The organism is Siphonobacter sp. SORGH_AS_0500 (genome assembly GCF_002838835.1).
Classification (GTDB): domain Bacteria; phylum Bacteroidota; class Bacteroidia; order Cytophagales; family Spirosomataceae; genus Siphonobacter.
This window is the reverse complement of the sequence record NZ_NHPP01000008.1, coordinates 66,007-87,080: the sequence shown is the minus strand read 5'-3', so window position 1 is coordinate 87,080 and position 21,074 is coordinate 66,007. Positions and strand designations below refer to the sequence as shown.

At 44.9% G+C, this 21,074-nt stretch carries 15 protein-coding genes; 4 read left to right on the top strand and 11 right to left on the bottom strand.

The features are described from left to right. Positions 1–140: 140 nt before the first annotated feature. Positions 141–1,622, bottom strand: a complete 1,482-nt coding sequence (locus BWI96_RS11190; RefSeq protein WP_106636727.1) for a VCBS repeat-containing protein — start codon at positions 1,620–1,622, stop codon at positions 141–143. A 29-nt stretch (positions 1,623–1,651) separates the two neighbouring features. Then, positions 1,652–3,409, bottom strand: a complete 1,758-nt coding sequence (locus BWI96_RS11185; protein WP_198555237.1) for a CRTAC1 family protein — start codon at positions 3,407–3,409, stop codon at positions 1,652–1,654. 257 nt (positions 3,410–3,666) lie between these two features. On the opposite strand from BWI96_RS11185, the gene BWI96_RS11180 reads away from it, so the two are divergent. From BWI96_RS11180 to BWI96_RS11170, 3 genes are all read left to right on the top strand, one after another. Next, entirely contained in the window at positions 3,667–4,806 is a 1,140-nt protein-coding gene (locus BWI96_RS11180) for a glycerate kinase (RefSeq protein WP_106636725.1), read from the top strand. A 6-nt stretch (positions 4,807–4,812) separates the two neighbouring features. Continuing rightward, on the top strand, positions 4,813–6,618 hold the full coding sequence (gene uvrC / locus BWI96_RS11175) for an excinuclease ABC subunit UvrC (RefSeq protein WP_106636724.1): 1,806 nt from the start codon (positions 4,813–4,815) through the stop codon (positions 6,616–6,618). A gap of 483 nt (positions 6,619–7,101) precedes the next feature. Then, positions 7,102–7,455: a hypothetical protein gene (locus BWI96_RS11170; protein WP_106636723.1), complete on the top strand. Its 354-nt coding sequence runs from the start codon at positions 7,102–7,104 to the stop codon at positions 7,453–7,455. A gap of 110 nt (positions 7,456–7,565) precedes the next feature. Here BWI96_RS11170 and BWI96_RS11165 read toward each other — a convergent pair whose 3' ends face one another. Next, a complete protein-coding gene (locus BWI96_RS11165; RefSeq protein ID WP_106636886.1) occupies positions 7,566–10,235 on the bottom strand; it encodes a TonB-dependent receptor domain-containing protein in 2,670 nt (889 codons plus the stop codon). Between the two features lie 440 nt (positions 10,236–10,675). Here BWI96_RS11165 and BWI96_RS11160 point away from each other — a divergent pair, with 440 nt between their 5' ends. Next, entirely contained in the window at positions 10,676–11,692 is a 1,017-nt protein-coding gene (locus BWI96_RS11160; protein WP_106636722.1) for a type IX secretion system membrane protein PorP/SprF, read from the top strand. Between the two features lie 53 nt (positions 11,693–11,745). Here the strand turns inward: BWI96_RS11160 and gldN are convergent, their stop codons facing one another. The 8 genes from gldN to sucD form a co-directional block, all read right to left on the bottom strand. Then, positions 11,746–12,828: a gliding motility protein GldN gene (gene gldN / locus BWI96_RS11155; RefSeq protein WP_106636721.1), complete on the bottom strand. Its 1,083-nt coding sequence runs from the start codon at positions 12,826–12,828 to the stop codon at positions 11,746–11,748. Between the two features lie 21 nt (positions 12,829–12,849). After that, positions 12,850–14,424 (bottom strand): gliding motility protein GldM, encoded by a 1,575-nt coding sequence (gldM, locus tag BWI96_RS11150; RefSeq protein WP_106636720.1) that lies wholly within the window; start codon positions 14,422–14,424, stop codon positions 12,850–12,852. A gap of 60 nt (positions 14,425–14,484) precedes the next feature. After that, the gene (gldL, locus tag BWI96_RS11145; RefSeq protein ID WP_106636719.1) at positions 14,485–15,306 is read right to left on the bottom strand and encodes a gliding motility protein GldL; all 822 of its coding nucleotides are present in this window, start codon (positions 15,304–15,306) and stop codon (positions 14,485–14,487) included. A gap of 151 nt (positions 15,307–15,457) precedes the next feature. Continuing rightward, positions 15,458–16,546, bottom strand: coding sequence for an SUMF1/EgtB/PvdO family nonheme iron enzyme (locus tag BWI96_RS11140; protein WP_106636885.1), 1,089 nt, complete (start codon positions 16,544–16,546; stop codon positions 15,458–15,460). A 296-nt stretch (positions 16,547–16,842) separates the two neighbouring features. Further along, positions 16,843–17,793 carry a type IX secretion system membrane protein PorP/SprF gene (locus tag BWI96_RS11135; RefSeq protein ID WP_106636718.1) on the bottom strand — a complete coding sequence of 317 codons (951 nt, stop codon included), beginning with the start codon at positions 17,791–17,793 and terminating at the stop codon, positions 16,843–16,845. Positions 17,794–17,960: 167 nt separating this feature from the next. Continuing rightward, the gene (locus BWI96_RS11130; protein ID WP_106636717.1) at positions 17,961–18,746 is read right to left on the bottom strand and encodes a uroporphyrinogen-III synthase; all 786 of its coding nucleotides are present in this window, start codon (positions 18,744–18,746) and stop codon (positions 17,961–17,963) included. A 119-nt stretch (positions 18,747–18,865) separates the two neighbouring features. Then, positions 18,866–20,050, bottom strand: a complete 1,185-nt coding sequence (locus tag BWI96_RS11125) for a DUF4271 domain-containing protein (RefSeq protein WP_157830323.1) — start codon at positions 20,048–20,050, stop codon at positions 18,866–18,868. Positions 20,051–20,160: 110 nt separating this feature from the next. Beyond that, positions 20,161–21,051, bottom strand: coding sequence for a succinate--CoA ligase subunit alpha (gene sucD, locus BWI96_RS11120; protein WP_106636715.1), 891 nt, complete (start codon positions 21,049–21,051; stop codon positions 20,161–20,163). Between the last annotated feature and the right edge of the window lie 23 nt (positions 21,052–21,074).

Here is a 21,074-nt window from a genome sequence, read left to right as displayed (position 1 = left end):
GTTATTGTCAGGTTCTGTTCAAAAATCACACAATTTTATCCAGTCCCTCGACCATTTCAAAATAATATTAAATTTTTTATATACTTATTTCAATAAAGCCCTCAGATTTTGCGATTTACCTCCCTTATTCGCTAGAGTTGCTAATCAAGAGCATAAATGAGTAACCTCCCATTATTTCGGCCCACGAATAGTAGATATTGGCTTAGGTAAGGTACCAGAGCAAAATCCCGAATCTGTCCCGTCAGCAAGCCCCCCGAAGGTTTATATTCACTAAATTTCAACCTTGATTCATTAATCAACAGTGTCCCCCGGTTTCCATCCAGTCGCCCACGATCTATGGGCATCCCCCAAAGGTTCCCCCCTAATAAAATATCCGGTTTTCCGTCTTTCGTAAAATCATGAATCGCAATACCGAAAATCGGGCTGTTCTGAGCGTTACCGGGCAGGGCCTGCAACCGGAAATTCCCATTGCCTTCATTAATCAGTAAACTCGTTCTGAATTCAACCGCTTTCTTTTCCAGGGTTCCCCGGCGTTGTGAAGCCGTAATCAGCTGATGAAAGGATTTCTCGGCGAACTTTTTATTACTCAACAAAGGCGTATTCCAGTTGGGTAACTGTTGTTTCCACTCCTGCCGCGTCGCCACCGGGTATTGCTCTCCATCCGCATCGGCCCTGGTTAATAAGGCATCCAAACTACCATTTCGATCAAAATCGTTGACTTGCAGATACATGGGTTGCTCCAGAGAAGCTTTGTATTCGGAATTCAGGCCCCAGTTACCCACCACAAAATCCATGTCTCCATCCCCATCCAGGTCGGCCTTTTTAAGAGCCGTCCACCAGCCTTCTGAATTAGGGATGGTCTGGTTATCTGAATACGTAAATTTTCCACCTCGGTTATAGAAAATAGAAATCGGCATCCATTCCCCCACCACTACTAAATCGGGGTATCCATTTCCATCCAAATCCTGCCAAATGGCATCTGTAATCAAACCAATTTTGCTTAAAACTTCGGGCGTTGCTGCTTTGAAAAAGCCTTTCTCATTTTTCAGCAGATAACTTTTGGGGGTAACTCCATACGTACCGGGTACGCTTCTGGCCCCTACGAAGACATCCATATCGCCATCTTTATCCACATCCGCCACTGCCAGACAGGAAGCATTTAGGGAAATATCCGGCATTCGTTCTTTTTCAAACGTAAACGTCCCCTTTCCATCATTCAGGTACAGCCGAACAAAAGAGCTATCCGCCGACTGATTCCCTCCCGACGCCACGATTAAATCCAAATCATGATCCTGATCTACGTCCACGAAAACGGCAGCTACTTCTTCCGAATACTTATTCTCCAGAAAAGCCTTCTGCGTGCTGGGAATCCATTTCCCGGTTTTCGTTTGCAGTAATAACTGCCCCGCCTGATTCTTCACTCCGGTAATGAAAAGATCCTCCAGCCCGTCGCCGTTCACGTCGCCAACAGCCATCTTAGGTCCTTCTTTTGACAACGTTCGGGGTAAATACGGTTGCAGAGCTAAGTCGTTGAAGGTATCTTCCTCATGCCTCACTTCCTGCTTCAGTAACTCCGCCGAAACATCGCTGAATAGCTTCACTATCTGAGGATTCGAAACCACGGTTTTCTTCGGAACGGCCTGAGCGGCTATTACCTCCAGCGTTTGTTTGGCGGAACATTCCGTAAAGTTTGCGTGGTAAATCCTGGCCAGTTAATTACGATGGAATCAGCCTGGGTTTCTTTCTCCAAACCCACCAGTAACACGGGTTCCTGACTGGATTGATACCCCTGATTAGGTTGCATTACCATTTTCTGCTGAGTATTACCCGCATAAATCCGAACTTCTGTGCCGTAACCAAAGGGGTTACCTGCCGGACCCTTGAATTTGATTTTCAGGGATTGAATTTCTTTCTCCTGTTCATATTCATTGCGGAACATACGGGCCGGCTTTCCCATCTGATTCACGATCAGATCCCAGTCGCCATCATTATCCAGATCAGCGTAGGCGGCTCCGTTGGAATAACCTGGTTCGGCTAAGCCCAGCCGTAAGGCCTGATTGTCGAACGTGAACGCTTTCTGGTTTAAGAAGGCAAAATTCGACTGAGGCGTCGTCGGCATGGCATCCAGTAACTGCCGCATAGTCAGTCGTGAGGTGGATTTGTCGGTTATTAGTTTTTCCAGAAAATCCAAATCCCGAACGTCCCGGTTGTTCCCATTCGGAATAAATATATCCTTCCAGCCGTCAGCATCCATATCAAACACTAAAGCCCCATGACTAATATCCGTTGCGGCGACACCCGCCATCCAGGCCCGATCTGAATAATTCCCATCACCCCGATTTTGCTGAAGTGTATTATGCGGAACCGTTGGGAAAAGGCTTCGATTATCGCCAAACTTGACCTGCGTCCGGCTCCGAATAGCGTCATCCGATAAAGCAGAAGTAGCCAGTACATCGGTTTGAGCGTCATTATCCAAATCACCCGCAACAATACTCAAACTTCGTTGGGGCGTGTGCAGAAAAGGCCGGGTTTCCTGAAAAAGTCCTTTTTGTTGATTCAGGTAAATCACATCTGTTTCCGGGAAATCCCGAGAAAGGGCAATATCTGGCCATTGGTCACCATTAAAATCGGCAATGGCTACGCCCGTTGTGGTCAGGCTTTCGGCTAATCCTGCTTTCAGGGATACGTCTATGAAAAGCCCTTTATCGTTTCGATACAGGCGATTGGAGCCGTTTGGCCAACTTTGCAGCGAGTCGGGCTGAAGAGCTTTGATTTGGTTATTCACTACGAAACAATCCAGATCGCCATCCAGATCATAATCGAAGAAAACGGACTGAACAGCCTGACGATTATTAGTTAAGCCCAGGGCCTGAGCTTGTTGCGTAAATTGAGGAATTCCATTTTCGGTCAACTTCCCGGAATGAATGAATAACTCATTCTCAGCTTTTGGTCCGAAGTGACAGACGTATAAATCCAGCCAGCCGTCCCCATTCACATCGGCCATAGACACTCCAGCAGACCACTGTTTATTACCTAACAGGCCTGCCGCTTCAGTAACATTCTCGAAACGCCAGCCCCCCCGGTTGAGGTATAACTTGTTTTTACCTGAAGAAGCCGTAAAGAAAAGATCGGGTAAGCCGTCATTATTCAAATCACCAGCCGCAACGCCACCGGCTCCCAGAAGGCGTTCGGCTAATCTCAGAAAATTTTCTCGTTGAACAGAATCGGTGGGAAAGTCCAGATATAGGCTGTCCAGATTGGGAAGCTGGTTTTGAAAATCAAGGCCCGTTTTGTTCACGGAAACACCCACGAAGAGGGGATCGTCGGGAGCCTCGTAAGGCCGCTTGCGTTCCGAACGCTGACAGGCAACGACGAACAGCATTAGCATACCGAAAATCCAATATTTCATGCGGGAGGGGAAAATGTTACTTTCGCAATTTACCACTCCGGGCTTAAAAAACGTAATTAAAGGGCTGCTTTCCCCGCCTAAAAAGCCAGATAAACAATGAATAAGCCTTTGCATCCGTTCTGGGGGCTTTGTTGGGTCTTAACCTGTATACACAAGGTGTGAGACGCTATGAATCGCTTATCTGCTGTACCTTCGCATTTCGAACTCCGCGTTCCGAACTCCGCGTTCCGAGCAAATTCCTCTAAATCCATTAATGCATGAAGATTATTTTGGCTCCTGATAAATTTCGTGGTTCGCTGACGGCTTCACAAGCTTGCGAGGCGATGGCCGCTGGGGTTCGGGAAGCATGCCCCGAGGCGATCATTCAATCCCTTCCTTTATCAGACGGTGGTGAAGGCTTTCTGGAAACGCTTGTTCAGGCTACGCAAGGTACTTTTCACGATGTTCAGGCACATGACCCCCTGATGCGAAATCTATCTGCCTCTTACGGTATTTCAGGCGATAGGCAAACCGCCTTTATTGAAATGGCTACGGTTTCGGGCCTGGCTTTACTGAACTCGAACGAATACCAGGCCACTCAAACCAGTACCTACGGAACGGGGGAACTCCTGAAAGCAGCTATCCAGGCCGGAGTCAGCAAAGTAATCTTAGGCATTGGGGGCTCGGCCACGACCGATGGCGGTATGGGTATGGCTCAGGCCTTAGGCTGGCAGTTTTTTAACGAAAAAGATCAGTTACTTGAACCTACGGGAGCTTCATTAATCCTGATCCATCGCATCGAACCCCCTTCCTTTCTTCCGGAAGTGGAGTTACTCATTGCCTCGGACGTTACGGCTCCGCTGTTCGGGGCAACCGGAGCAGCTCAGGTGTACGGTCCGCAGAAAGGAGCTTCACCCGAAGAAGTCGCATTACTCGACAAAGGATTGCAGAATCTGGCCCAAAAAGTAGCTGAAAAAGGACTTGGCATAAGTTCTTTAGCAGAGGTTCCGGGAGCGGGAGCTGCCGGTGGTTTAGGCTTTGGATTAATGGCTTTTGCCGGAGCAAAGATTCGTCCCGGAGCAGCGTTAGTGATGGAACTTACCGGCTTTCAGGAAGTGTTATCTGATGCTGACCTGATTCTAACCGGGGAAGGTAAACTCGACGAGCAAAGTTTACAGGGCAAGCTGATTGGACGAATTTGTGAAACAGCCCAGCAACGGAATATTCCTGTACTGGCTCTGTGCGGAACGCTAGCAGCCCAGCCTTCACAACTAAAAGCCCTGGGGCTAAGTTATGCGGCCTCTATCCTCCGTTCACCCGTGCCTTTGGAGGAAGCTTTGCAAACCGCCGCCGAGCGACTCCGGGAAGCCAGCTTCTGGGCCGTTCATTTGTATTGTGTTGGAAAAAAATTGATTTGATCATTCATGGCATTTGATTATAAAACCGAACTCACCAAGATTCCTCATCAACCGGGCGTGTATCGGTACTTTGATGAGGAAGGAACCGTCATTTATGTCGGTAAAGCAAAAGATCTGAGAAATCGGGTGAGTAGTTACTTCCAGAATTCCCGCGATCATGACCGTAAAACCAAACGGCTGGTTTCGTACATCCGTAAGATCGAATTCACGATTGTTCCTACGGAATTTGATGCTTTATTACTTGAAAACTCACTAATTAAGCAATATCAGCCCCGCTTTAATATTCTTCTGCGGGATGATAAAATGTATCCGTTCATTTGCATCACCAATGAACGTTTTCCCCGCATCATTACCCTTCGCCGGGTTGATCGAAAATTAGGTACGTTTTTCGGCCCTTACGCTAACGTGAAGGCCATGCACAGTCTGCTGGATATGTTTGGACAACTCTACACCATTCGTACCTGTAGTTATGCCTTAACGCCCAGTAATATCGAAAACCGAAAATTTAAGGTTTGTCTGGAATACCATATCGGGCGTTGCAAAGGCCCTTGTGAAGGACTGGAAACGGAGGAAAATTACAACCGCAACATTGAGCAAATTAAACATATCCTGAAAGGCAACCTTCAGATTCCCAAGCAATTTTTTCAGGAACAGATGGCTTCTGCTGCCGGTCGGCTTGATTTTGAGGAAGCTCAGGAGTGGAAAGAAAAGCTGGATCGAATTGAGAGTTTCCAGAGCCGTAGTACGGTTGTTAATCCAAACATCGGGAATGTCGATGTCTGTACGATTGTATCGGATGAAACGACGGCTTTTCTTAACTTCATGCGGGTAACCAATGGTTTTATTACCCTGACCCAAACGGTTGAAGTTAAGAAAAAACTCGACGAAACCGACGCTGATATTCTTACCATGTGGGCCTGGGAGTTACGCACGCAGTATCAATCCGAATCGAAAGAGATTATTTCCAACTTACCACTTACGATTGAGCTGAAAGGTATTACCAATACCGTCCCCCAAATCGGCGATAAGCGGAAGTTACTGGATGTTTCGCTGAAAAATGTATTATTCTTCCGAAAAGAAAAGAATGATCGTAAGGTAGCCGAAGACACGGCGGGTAACCCCAAAATGCGGGTATTGATGACGCTGAAAAATGATCTTCAGCTCAAGACAATTCCCCGCCACATCGAGTGTTTCGATAACTCGAACATTCAAGGCACAAACCCCGTTTCGGCAATGGTTTGTTTTATGGATGGCATGCCTTCCAAGAAAGATTACCGACATTTTATTCCCAAAACCGTTGAGGGCCCGAACGACTTTGCCACGATGAAGGAAGTAGTAGGACGGCGTTACCATCGTTTGCTGGAAGAAGAAGCCCCACTCCCCGATCTAATTATTGTCGATGGAGGCAAAGGACAGCTTTCGGCGGCCTGTGAAGCGTTAAAGGAGTTGAAACTATATGGTAAAGTTCCTATTGTGGGCATCGCTAAACGGCTGGAAGAAATTTATTTCCCGGAAGACTCTATTCCTTTATACATCGACAAACGCTCCGAAAGTCTGAAGCTAATTCAGCGACTGCGAGATGAAGCTCACCGTTTTGGTATTACGCACCACCGCGACCGTCGCAGCAAAACTTTCCTGGTAAGCGAGCTGGAAGATATTGAAGGTATTGGAAAAATCACGGCTACCAAGCTGCTTAAACACTTCAAAACCATCAAGGCTTTAAAAGAGGCTTCGTTTGAAGATATTGAGAAAGTAATGGGTAAGGATAAAGCCCAAAAAATCAAACATCATTTCGACACGATGAAAGCCTGATTTTTTGACTAAACTTAAGATGTCGCCTAACGATAAAGTAGAGAGTTAGTAAACGCGGTTTAGCCCGAAATTTGGTTTTGAAAGACTTCATCGCCTCTGGCTTTCCCCGCCATGGCTGGTGTCTCACCAGTCATTTGTACACAAACCGTGGTTGGTGAGACACCAACCACAGCGTAGGGAGTAATACAGAGGCAACCTAAAAGCCGTATCATGCCACAGAAGGCCTCTTTCTTTGTTCGAAATGACGGAAGGAGAAGTACGTTTACACCCTAAGAGCGAACCAGAGTTGACATTAGCGTTCGACTTATAAATCTTAGAGAGCCCCAGAAAAGCCAGTTATGGAGTTACGCTCTACAACTGGCTTTTTTAGTTTAGAAAAAAGGCATAATTCCAGACTTATTAATCTCATTTCTGGAACTGACTTTTGTCATTAGTAAGCTCATGGAGCTACTGTAGTTTTGTGTTATCAAACTGGTAATCAAAATGGTACGCACAGAACTCAATCATACAGCACAGGGTATTAATCTTAACCCTACCTCCCCCAGTCTCTGGAATCGTTTCATCGCTTTTTGCGATAGTCAGGAAGTCGAAAATCACTGGCTTTGGGCCGGAGCAACCGTAGCCATTCAGGGTTGTATCCTAACCCCTCTTTTGCTTTGGACCATTAATCATTTCGGCCTTGGAGATGGTTATTTACTCGTCGCTGTTGTTTCTATCTTCAGCGTAGTAGTGCCTAATCTTTCGGCTTTATCAACGAAAACTATACTGCCTATTTTTGCCACGAGTTTTCTTATTCACGTGGGCATCATTCTTAGTACTTTACTTACCCACGCTTAGTCTATTACACTTCACAACTCAGGCCACTTCTATCTGGAAGTGGCTTTTTTGTAGTAAACCAAAAGAGCCTTCACAAGGAAGGCTCTTTTGACTTAAAATGGTCTTTAAACTTAGTTACGTTGGCCACCACCTGGACGGTTTCCAGGAGTACCGCTGTTGTTTTGCGGGGTTCCTTGTGGCTGGCCACCGGGCATTCCACCCCCTTCATTTCCATCACCGCCTTTGATATCGTCGTTGTTCACGCCACGGCCCTTGCGACGGGGTTGTTGGTTGAAGCTCATTTTACCAATACGATAGCTAAACGTTACCCGAACACCTGTGTTGTAACGAATATTAAGGGTTTGTTGGGTAAATACGGGTGAAGTATAGCTGCTGCGAACCTTGAAACCACCGAAATTCAGGAAGTTCTCGAAACCAAAACCTAAGCTGGCTTTTTTGTCGTTGAATTCTTTCCGAATCCCCAGGTTATAGAAGGCCATTCCACCGCGGCTACCCTGCAAATCGATATCCCGACCGCGAATAAAGCCGAAGCCCTGCATGGCCCAGTTGTTCTTCATCGTGAGTGAGACGTTGAAACGGCCCCCAATCACCATGCCCGAATTAGAAGTACTTAAGGTGGTATTACTGCCGTTACTCAGCATTTTATACTGCATGTCCAGGCTACCACCAATAGAGAATTTAGAGGTAAAGTTAATGTTTCCGAAGATGTTCAGGCCCACCGATTCTTCCCGACCAATGTTACTTGAAGTCGTTACAATCGCGTCACTTGATACATTCGTTAAAGCTGTGTTCAGGATATTACCGTAATCAGTTCCTGCAAAGATGGTCCGAATATCAGAGGCATTCGAACGAACAGAAGTAATGGAATTACCCGTGTATCGATAGAAACCGCTAAAGTTCAAATACGTTTTATTGATGGACGTACTCCAGGTCATTTCGTAGTTATCCGTCAATTCTGGTCGCAGATAAGGGTTACCCAGGCTGATGTTCAGCGGGTTCGCCAGATTTAGGTTAGGGTTCAGCGACTGAATACCCGGACGTTGCAGACGACGGTTATAGCCCCATTTCAACGTACTGTTTCCAAGCGTTTTAGACAGGTTGATGCTAGGAACCAGATTGGAGTAATTTGGAATATTCAGAGCGTCAAAACCTGTACTGAAATTACCCGTAATGGAGGTATATTCATACCGGGCACCCGCTTTAAAATACCACTTATTGTTCGTTGAATATTGGTAGGTCGCATAACCCGCCGCTACGTTCTGATCATAATTCAACTGGTTGTTGGTCCGGCTGGTATCCGTACGGTAGGCTCCGTTTTCACCCTGAGCGATAAAATATTCGTAGTTACTCTGTACCTGACGCAGAATTGTTTTCGCTCCTACTTCAAACAACTGGTTTTTACCCGTAGGCATCTGGTAATCGATCTGAATTGTCGATTCCTGGTTGTAACTATCGTTGTCGTTTCTCTGACGCGTCCCTATCAGTCCTTCGGCATTAAGTGAATCCGCGATGTAATTGTTAGTTCGGTTGTTACGGCTAAACTGTCCCGAAATACTCAGCTCTTGTTGAGGCTTGAAGATTTTGGTATAGTCTATGTTCGCATCCAGGGTTCCCGATTCATCCTTTGAATCAATTTCCCGGCGGTTGGTCGTTGCTAATACGCCACCTCGATACACATTCGTCAGCAGATCCTGCGTGTTCCAGCCATTGCGAGTACCGAAACGGATATTACCAGTCAACGATGAATTTTTAGAAATATCATAATCCAGGCCTAAAGAGTAATTACCAAACAGGTTACGATCCAAGGTATTGGCCGTCTGACTCGTCAGCGTTTCTACGCCATTACGCGTAGCCGTCTGGTTATTTTCATTTTTGCCTTTTATGTTATAATTCGAACGGCCAAAGCCGTTCAGGGTAATTCCAAGCTTGCCTTTGCGATAACTGCCATTCAACCCTAAGTTAGCTCCCCGGTTACCCACACCTGAATCAATGTTGAGCGTTAAACCCTGTAAAGTATTTTTCTTAGTAATGATGTTAATGATCCCGCCCGAACCTTCTGCATCATATTTTGCCGAAGGAGAAGTAATCACTTCAACAGTCTTAATCAGGTCAGAAGGAATTTGCTTTAGGGCATCTCCAATGTTCTGAGCCATGATGGTCGAAGGCTTACCGTTGATAAGTACACGTACGTTTGAATTACCCCGTAACTGTACGTTACCATCCAAGTCAACGGATAGCATCGGTACTTTCCGAAGAATTTCCGTAGCATCGCTCCCCCGGGAGGTAATATCTTTCTCGGCATTATACACCAGACGATCCACTTTCTCTTCGACCAGTTCCCGCTGACCTGTTACGGTTACTTCCTGTAAAGTTCTTGTGGTAGGAGTTAACTTAACTACTCCCATATCAAGGTCCTTACCTCCTGCAACCGTTACATTATCAATCGTTTTTGAATTAAACCCGATGAAAGTAAAAACCAGTTTATAAGTACCGTCTGCCACGCGATTCAGGGTAAATTTCCCTTTATCATCCGCTACAGATCCATCTATAGGCTTATTAGTAGCCTTGCTATATAAGGCTACACTGGCGAATTCTACTGCACTGGTAACGGTCGAATCTACAATGAAACCCGTAATCTTGGCATTACCTTTAGGAGTCTGATCCTGAGCCGTTCCCGGAATAGCCTGAGGCTGTTGCCCCGGTTGGGGAGCTCCAGGAATCTGAGCAAACGCCGATCCAATGGAAAGAATGGAAAAGAGAAAAAATAGATACTTAATCATGGCTCGTTTAAAAAATAGGTTCATAGCTGTGCGTATCCAAATGGATAAGGTGTGGTTACTCTAACGGAAAATACCAGGAGGTTTACTCAGTTTATTAATCCAGTTGTGCCAGGATTATTCGTCCAAAAATGTTGATAACAATCTGATTACTGATGTAAACTCGACGAAAGGTTGTAGTTCATAGATCAACCTACAGGAGGCATTTTGGAGATTAAATCCTGATTATCAAGGATGAAATAAAAATAATATTGTACAAAAGGGAAGAGTCCCGCGACCAATTCATAGAAATCATCGTCATTTTTAAAAGCTCAATTTCAGACTAATGCCTAAGTATTTTTACATTTAATACATCTATGCCACCTCAATTAATCAGGCTAATTTTTCAGGTAACTAAAGAATGTAAATGATTTTCGTACATTACTTCTTTCAAAGGACCTTATATGAAGCATTCTTACTGGTTTTTGCTCTTATTTCTGGGGAATGGAATTGCTCAGGCCCAACAACGGGCTCAGTATAGTCAGTATATGCTTAATGCTTACGTGCTGAACCCAGCCGTAAGTGGACTTGAAGATTTTATTGATGCCAAAGTAGGGTATCGTAATCAGTGGAGCGGTTTGGAGGGAGCTCCCAAAACGTTTTATGCTACGGCTCACGGAGCTCTTGATAAGGCCGACCGAACCAGTTCCTTAGCCGTTCGCGGGCCTAATGGCAGGCCACTTCCCCGACCCCGGGTTTTTCGATCTCAACCTGCGGCTCCGGGGCATCATGGCATTGGAGGGATGGTTCTTTACGATGAAATGGGCCCTACTTACCGTACTTCGTTAACTATTAGTTATGCCCGTCATATTCCATTGAATAATCGAATCAAATTATCTGCTGGCCTGGGCACTGGCGTTACCCAGCATACCATTGATTTTGATCGCCTGCATCTGCTAGACCCTTCCGATCCCGTTTTACAATATGGGAAACAAAGTGTACTAATGCCTGATCTATCGGCTGGGGTATTGCTCTATGATCCTCATTTTTACGTGGGCCTGTCAGCAAGCCAGCTACTGTTCAAAAATATCCATTATCGTACTTCAGGTCAATCAGCCTATGAGTGGTTAGGCACCCTCTATAATCATTACTTTCTAACGGCGGGTTATCGCTTTGATGTTACTGAAGATTGGGCATTCCTACCCTCCCTATTAGTTAAGTCGGTTAGACCCGTTCCTCTTTCGTACGATGTTAATGCCAAGTTTTCCTATCAGGATCGGATTTGGGCCGGGCTTTCCTATCGCCACAAAGATGCCATTGTAGGTCTTGTTGGCGTTAATATTAACTATCAGATCAATCTGGGTTATTCGTATGACTTTACGATGTCAAATCTTCGAAATGTATCTCGGGGCACGCATGAAATAGTAATCGGGATTATGCTGAATAATCGTCAGCGAATCATTTGTCCACGATTGTTCTAAAACGAGAAAACCCGCTTCATCGGCGGGTTTTCTCGTTTTACTTGATCTGCTGATTAATATTCCCACAGGTTGTGTTCCCACTCCATAAGTTTATATTCCAGTTGCTGAGCTTTCACCAGACCTTCTTTCTCACCACCATAAATCTGTGACAAGTAAGCGTTTTTAGAATTTGACTGCTTCAGAATTCGAGAAGAGAATAATCTCAAGTCGAATGCATCAGCCATGTTCAGGTGTCTAGCATTATTCTGGTTATTATACCAGATGAATTTGGTTGGATTGCTACGGAAGTACTGATCTACGTCGCGATAACGGAACGTAGCAACTTCACGATCCAGACCCGTAGAAGTTTTAGCCGCTGGAATAATTAACGTAATGGACTTCATGTCATAGTACTGACGTGAACGACGTTTGTCAAATACGTAATCTTCTTTCAATTCCAGCACGGTGATATCCGTTGGAAAGTATTCATAAGCCGAGTTATCATTCGCGAAAGAAGGCTGATCAAAACCGTTAGAGTCGGTTTTTGCAGGTGTACTACCACCCCAGCCATCATCTACACCCCCAGCGGGAGCCGCAGGCTTTTTAGCAGCAGCGGGTTGCTTTTTATTCGCAGCATCGCCCCAGCCATCATCACCACCAGCCGGAGCAGGATCGCCAAAACCAGCTGCTTTTTCCTCGTCTGAAAGTCCGGCACCGATCCCTTCCATTCTCAGGTTAGCCTGGAATTGTTCAGGAGTCAGCTCCGTAACTAATGAATCATTTTTATAGGCTTTCAATACACCCGCTTTCATTCCATCAATCAGGTAACGGGTTACCTCGTTGTTGGTTGAGAAAAAAGGCTGGTTTTGAATCTCCTGTAAGTCCATCCGACGCCAAAGCGTTGTTTTGAACATAATGTCCTCATCATCAATCGGACGGAGAGATTCTGAGGTACGGTTACGTTCCGCCATTGAAGCCCGCTGGTTATTCATCGAAGCTCCCTGTCCCCCTCTTAACACCTGATTTTGCGTATTTGGAGCAGGCTGTAAATTGGCCGGAGGGGCTTGCTCTGGCATAGGGGTAGGCTCTTGAGCATAGGTCGCCCCTGCCACCACCAGTGACAGCATCAGACCCCCAATTCCTTTCAATTTTGTCATGGCAACGTGAATTTTACGCCGTTAGTTTAATGGAACAGTAATAGGTTCGTTAATCGCTGTAGTCGAAACTTTACCCTGGAAATTCTGACGTTGATAGCCTTTTACTTCAATCACGTAACGATCTCCAGGTTGAGCCGTTGCAGCCAGAGAAGCAATATTACCCTGACCCACAGGACCAGCTACTCGCTTCGAACCACGGGCTAAGGAAATTTGAACATCACTTACCCGGAATTTAGCATCTTCAGGATTAGAAGCAGCAAAATCTTCATCCGCAATGGCTCTTACTTCCAGTACACGTAACTGGCTGGCTCCAATGCCTTTACGAACATCTAGCTTCGCTCCATTACCAAACGGAACTAACTGAGGAGCTGGTACACGACGAACATTAAATTTTTCAGTACCTAAGGTATTACCCATGTTTACTACGTTCAGACTTACCTGACGACTGTTCGGAACAATGGTAACTTTTCCTTGTCCGCCCGCAATGGTTTCCGCTCCTTGTGCATTAAAGGATGGATTCCACATGGCTCCCATTTGAGGGCTTACAAATTGCAAACGGTTTGCACAACCCAGATACAAAGGAGGTAATGAAGCCGATTGAATGCTGTAAGAAGGTTTCGCTACAAAATATTCACCCGTAACCGTGAAGGTTTTCATCGCACCCGTTGGATCAGGATAGTTAACCGTAGCTGTGTACGATTTCTTGGCTAACCCATCAGGACCATAAGCACCGCCCTGAGCCGTAAACTGAATCTGACCGCGACCATCTTTCATGGGTACCGCCGCTCCGTTAAAGCTCATGCGAGGAGTAATGGCTGAAGAGGTAGCAGCTACGTACATTTCAGCTTCGTACTTCATACCTGCCACAACCGTACTGGACTTAGCAGAGATAACTGGGAAAATCTTATCAAACTTGATTTCTTTCAAACCCACTTTCGCAGCTAACTGGTCCAGAACCGTATTCTCGTAACGTAATACTTCAGACTGTTTCTGGCTTAATACCGCCAAAGCCGCAGGAACTGGGGTTTGAGCGAAATTCAACTCAGCAAAATCCTTATTCCGTTGCTCAGAGCTTTTGCTGGTAATAGGATCATCTTTGGCATCCAGAGCTAAAGGTCCAAACTGTGTTCCTTTATCAGCATAAGCCTGAAGATCTGTTACGTACTTGTTAAGTTTATTTTTCAACTCGTACGCCTTACCATCTTCGTTTGTTCCTACCATTAGGATAGCAACTTTGTCTTCTTCTTTAGGGTTAACTAAATTTCCCTGGTTGTCATATCCGCCGCCCGCTTCAATCAGTTGCATTTTCAAGGCGTCCAGATCATTATAAATGGCAGAAGAAATTTTGCGAACCGCGTCTGCTTTTGCCATCACATCGGCATAAAGGCTTCCGCTTTCTGCTGCTTTATCCTTAATGCCCTTAACTGATTGTTGATTCGTAGCACTAGCGGTACTATTGGCGGACTCCAGACTTCGGTTTAACAAAACGAATTTGTCAATTAAAGCCGAACTTACCTGCAAAGCCAGCATTGCCGTTAGTACCAGGTACATCATCCCGATCATTCGCTGCCGGGGTGTTTCTTTGGCACCTGCCATATTCCTTATTTAGTTTTTCAGTGTCAGAAAAAATGAGCATCAGTGTAGGAGAATCACTGACTATTGTACGCCTTTCATGGCCGACAACATACCGCCATAAATATTATTCAGCGACTGTAAATTGTTGGTCAGACGGCCCATTTCATTCTTGAATTGCTGGGCATCTTTAGAAGCTTCCTGCATATTATCCATAGCTGAAGCCAGGTTGCCGTAGAAAGCATTCATTGCTTTCAGGTGTTTCTGAGTATCCTGTAATTCAAGCTCATAGACTGCATTCAAAGCACCCATTGTCTGCGTGATTTGCTGGAATTTCACGCGGTATTCTTTAGCATCCATGGTTGCTGAAGCCATATCAGACATAGCCGTTACAGCTGTTCCGTAAGACTTGTTCATTTCCTGTAATGAACCCGCAGCAATCTTCACGTTTTTCGCGTATTCGTTAGTAGCTACCGTAGCATCGGTTAACTGACCAATTTTACCAACGGTATCCGTCAGGCTACGTAAGCCTGTACCTAAGTTATTAAATACATCAGGCGTCACTTTCGCGTTAGCCAGCATGTCATCCATTTTAGACATTAATCCCAAGTTGGGAGAAACGGCTACGGGAGCAGCAGCACTACGCGTAGGTAATTCGCCTTTATAGTTGTCATCTAATTCAGGATATACTTTTTCCCACTGATACGAGTTGTCGGGGGCAACAAATTGCTGAAAAGCGAACAGGAAGAAGATAACAGCTTCAGTACCCATTCCGATGGTCAGCATCGTATCGGCACCTTCACGGTGTTGAATTTTAAAAAGGGCCCCCAGAATTACAACAGCGGCCCCAACGCTATAAATTACTGGAAGAATTTTGTCGAAGAAGACGCTACGTTTCGCCGCCATGAGTAAATAAAAAGGTTTAAACGTGAAAAGGACTGGATTAAATCTTTAATAAAAACAGCTCTTTTTAAGAGATGGTAAAGGGATAGCGGTTTTAAACGCATAGAAAAGCATCTATCTCAAGAACCCATGAAATAGATGCTTTTATGAAATTCTAACGGAATTCTCTTCCTGAAGACATACCCAGGTGTTGCATCACACAACGGAAGCCAATGTAAGAGCGACGAGCATCTTTATACTCCCAGCTTCGGGTACCCGTTTCAAGGAAGTAAGCTACGTCTTTCCAAGAACCGCCACGAATTACTTTGCGAGGCTCGTCATCGTTGATATTATCAGAGTTCAAATCCCAGGTAACTACGGCAGCGTTATCAGCCCAGGCATCCAGACACCATTCAGCTACGTTACCAGCCATGTTATACAATCCATATTCATTAGGGTTGTACATGTTAGCAGGAGCGGTATAAGCATAACCATCCGCGTCGTAGTTACCACGCTGTGGTTTGAAGTTGGCCAACATACAACCTTTGCCATTGGCTACGTAAGGATTACCCCAAGGATACTTGGCACCAGCCTTACCACCGCGGGCAGCCCATTCCCACTGAGATTCCGTGGGTAGCTCAAACCGAGGCATGGCAGCCTGGTTTTCATTAGCCCGGTAATCGTTCAGTACTGAGGTACGCCAGCGGCAAAAGTCACGAGCGGCATCCCAGCTTACGCCAACCACCGGATAACGGTCAAATGCAGGACTAGAGTAATAATACTCCGTCATGGGGTCACCATTGTGGTAGGTAAAGTCTTTTTTCCATACGGTGGTATCTGGATATACCTTACTCATGATATATTCTTCTCCAAGCACCGAAACAGAATCCGTCAACATCGCATTTACATACTGACGGTATTCGTTATTGGTAATCTCCGTATCATCCATGAAAAACTGGCTGATTGTTACCCTCTTGTTAAAGTTCACCTGAGCGGTAGCAACATCTTCATCCGCTTGCCCCATCAGATAAGAACCCGATGGAATCAATACCATTCCATAAGGGGTCGGTTGTTTCCAGCCTTTTCGGGCATCGGCAACAATTTCTCCATTGTAGACACCAACATCTCCTTTGCGACTGCCTTTTCCACCTTTTCCCCCATTGCTAGCATTGTTGCCTTTTTTACCGCAACTCTGCATGATCAACATTGGGAAGAGAATCAAAAGACTCCAAATGAGGCGTTTACTCATATACCGCTCATTCATAATCATATAGTTGTTTTTCTTATTCAATCGCTATTTGTGAATTATTACCAAATGGTTACGTTTACCAGAGACTACGATGCCGCAAAAAAACGATAAATACGCTGATATCGTATTTAACTTAGCTGGCAAAAATAAAAAATTTATTTCTGGTGCTTTCTTCCGTTCGCTAAACTTACGTTAATCAACAGGGTTGGCGTTTTCAGAAAATTTGATTTTTATTCAAAATGCCCTACCCTGTAAATAGCCTGTCCTTACTCTTGAAGAAGTATAAACTTCATGTTGGATTAATGTTGGTCTTAAAAACGGAAACGTGGAGTCCGTACGGGAATTCTTTTGTTAGGCTTTGGTGCTGGTAAAGCATAACTCAATAATATGGAATAAGATCCGGGCGATTTTGCACTTACCCCCCCCAGAATAATATCGTAGGAGGCTCCCAGACGGAATCGATTCCAGTTTACTCCGGCAAAAACGGGAATACCGTCTCCCTGCCGCCAGCCTGCTCCTACCCACACGAAATTACGCCACATGGCTAACAACGAAGCTTCAATCGAAAACGTATTTATATCTGACTTTAAAATTGCAGCCGGATTTAATTCTACATCTTCGTTCACATAATACTTGTAACCTCCATTAATAAAAAAGGTTTTTTGAGCCTGATTAACGGCTCCTTCCTGACCAAAGGAATAACGAGCTCCGTTCAGGTGAATCATAGAAGCTCCGATGTAATACGTTGGTGTTGAATAATGTACCCCTGCCGCAACATCTGGATTGGCTTCGTTAACTTTTCCGCTACCAATTAAAGGATCATTGGGATCGCGGGCTCTGAGTTTATCAAAATCAATGGATCGAATTAATAAACCACCCTGAGCTCCAAAAGCCAGCGTTCGTTCTCCTCCCAAGGGAATGCGGTATGCATAGGCCAACTGTACTTCCTGGTTTCGCTGCGGACCAGCCTGATCATTGAATACATTCAGGCCAACGGCTGACTTGATTCCTGGAAGTGGTAACTGAAATGAGAAAAGCTGGGTTGTAGGGGCTCCTCCATCATCGGAGAAACTGCTCTGATAACCCATATATTGCTGACGATGAATCAATTGAAAGCGAGTTACTCCTTCATAACCTACCGCCGCAGGGTTAAAAAACGATTGGTTATACATGTACTGACTGAACTGAGGATCCTGTTGAGCCCTCAACGCACCAGAAGAAACCAAGAAGAGTACTATAATGAAGTATAGCGTTTTTTGCATGGCGAAACATTCACAATCATAAAACTATGAAACTATTTTGGTAAATCGACATTTCTGTTGGATTTCCCCGGCATAGTACCAAACGCCAGAACAGACAGATTGTTACAGCAACATAAAAAAAACCTCCGACGAATTGAGTCAGAGGTTTTCTTTCTATTAAAGTATTATTATTTCAAGCCATTTGCCTTTTTAATGTATAAATCTAAAGCTCCGGTCATGGAGGGAGCATTAGGCATGGGAGCTTCAATATCAAGGATTAATCCAGCTTCCGTTACCGCTTTGGCCGTGGTAGGCCCCAGGGCAGCAATACGGGTTTTGTTTTGTTTGAAATCAGGGAAATTATCAAACAACGACTTGATACCAGAAGGGCTGAAGAAACAGATGATATCGTAGAATACGTTTTCCAGGTCCGATAAATCCGCTGATCCCGTTTCGTACATTACGGCTTCGCTCAAATGAATGTCATTAGAGACCATAAAACCGGGAATGTCGTTACGACGCTTATCCGAACAGGGAAAAAGGAATTTTTCAGTTTTGTGTTTCTTAATCAAATCCAGCAAATCAGCAGCTGTTTTCTGACCCACGAAAATCTTACGCTTCCGAATGACAATGTATTTCTGTAGGTAATTAGCCGTTTGCTCCGTTACGCAGAAATATTTCATCTCGGGAGGCATTTCCATTTTTGCCTCTTTGCAGATCCGGAAAAAATGGTCTACTGCATTACGGCTCGTAAAAATGATAGCCGTATGTGCCAGAATATCTAGTTTCTGCTTGCGGAAGTCTTTGTACGATACGCCATTTACCTCAATGAAGGGTCGGAAATCAATCTTGATATCGTATTCCCGTGCCAGATCAAAATAGGGAGATTTATCGTCAGCAGGACGAGCTTGGGTCACTAGAATGCTGGAAACTTTCGTGAGCCGTTCGTCCGCCTTGTTCGTCGTTTCACTCATTCAGATTCAAAAAAATATGTACAAGATGTGATGGTAAAACCTGATAACGTATAGATAACCTGGAAACTACCTAAATGTTTCGGTGTCAATCAAACTACGCCTTTTGAGCTGCTTTGCTTTCACAAGGCAAACTTCAGGCCGATGATGAATGGAACTAGTTCAACGATGCAAAGGTAAGAAAATAAGTACAGATTTTTAGCGTCAGACAATTTATTAATGGAAAAGTACAATAACACTAACCGTCCTATGTAAAAGCCTGTGATGGGTATTAGCAGTAGATTGTCCCAGTGAAAGGTTAAGGATGGAAAAGTGTTTAACATGAAGAGCATTAATACACTAATTCCGGTATAAAAGATGGCAGAGGACTGCATTGATTTAAAGAAATGTATATTAACTATTTTATCAAATTTATAGATATGACCTAATACATTAACCATCACATATTTCAATAGAAATACGATGAAAATCAGAATACCAATGAAAATAAAGTAGAAAAATAACTGCCCCATCGTCTCTTCCTGCTGAAAAAGAGCCTGAGTTTTAAATAAATCAATCCCTCGGTATCTAATTAACTGATACAGAAAGGATAATACAAAACTGATGAGTAATAAAAATAGTAGGTTAGCGATTTCCAGAAGCCCTCGGGTTACGAGTGGAGCTCCTTCTCTGGGGTGAATGGTTAGTAAATCCTTAATGCTTAAATACCGTATAAAATCCCTCGGGAATCTACGGTAAATAGAGGCATAGGCTAATAACAACAACAAGGCTCCTAACACATAAAAATCTTCAAATGGGGAGTCGTCTCTGGGTCTAGCCTGGAGGAAGGATTCGGATACATAAATAGGCTTCTGCCCTACCCCTATTTTATGGCCAATCTGTAAGGTCTTCTGATCTATACCTGGCTGTGGGCCATAAAGGGTAAGCAAGACCCGCCGATCTGGAGAGACTTTATAGAGGCTATCCAGCTTAAAAATAGTCCAGGTTTTCTCGGGTAATTTTTTTTGCAGTGAGCCATTGATAAACAGGTAGTTTTCCTGATCGGATCGATACAAAAGGTAATAATGCCGATTTTGAGCGATGTCCAGAATAACGCTGTAAGAGCCGTATTGCTGGTGCATTTCCCGAATGTAAGGGACATAGGTTTTCGCTTGTTCATCATACACTCGCCAGTCGTTGCGAAAGTCATGAACAAGGAAGTAACCGTCCTCTGGCCCCGTTGTCTGAGCGAAGGCAGAAGTCCCGGCAAGGGCGAACAGGATAAAAATCCAAAAACAGTGAAGCCTGTGGGTTAGAAAACTACCCACAGGCTTTCGTGCTGTCGAAAAAGTGAAATTAGAATCCACCAAATCTCGCTCTCAGTAAGTCTGCATTCAATGATCAGATCAAAGAACCAGAACTATTACAGAATAATCTCTTACGCGTTTGCCTTGCGGTCAGCTAAAGCTTTCAGCATGGTTTCACCAATAACGGCAGGCGATTCTGCAACGTATAAGCCGCATTCACGCATGATTCTCATTTTAGCTTCAGCAGTATCGTCCGCACCACCTACGATGGCACCTGCGTGACCCATCCGGCGTCCTTTAGGAGCCGTCTGACCAGCGATGAAACCTACTACTGGTTTTTTGTTACCGGTTGCTTTGATCCAGTGAGCAGCTTCGGCTTCCATGCCGCCACCAATCTCACCGATCATTACGATTGCTTCCGTTTCAGGATCGTTCATCAGTAACTCAACGGCTTCTTTCGTTGTCGTTCCGATGATTGGGTCACCACCGATACCGATAGCCGTCGTCTGGCCTAAACCAGCTTTCGTTAACTGATCTACGGCTTCGTATGTCAGCGTACCTGATTTTGATACCAGACCAATGGTTCCTTTTTTGAAGATGAAGCCAGGCATAATACCTACTTTACATTCTTCAGCCGTGATAATACCGGGGCAGTTAGGGCCAATGAGGCGAATATCTTTACCCTGTACATATTCTTTCACAGCAACCATGTCTTTCACGGGGATACCCTCTGTGATGGTTACAATAACTTTGATACCTCCGTCGGCGGCTTCCATGATGGCGTCAGCAGCAAAAGCGGGGGGAACAAAAATGATGGATACGTCAGCACCCGTTTCTTTCACGGCATCTGCTACCGTGTTAAATACGGGTCTGTCCAGGTGTTTCTGGCCGCCTTTACCGGGCGTTACACCGCCAACAACCTGGGTACCATATTCAATCATTTGCTGGGCATGGAAGGTACCTTCCGAACCCGTAAAGCCTTGTACAATGATTTTTGAATCTTTGTTAACTAATACACTCATAGAGATGGGATTTGCAGTGGCCA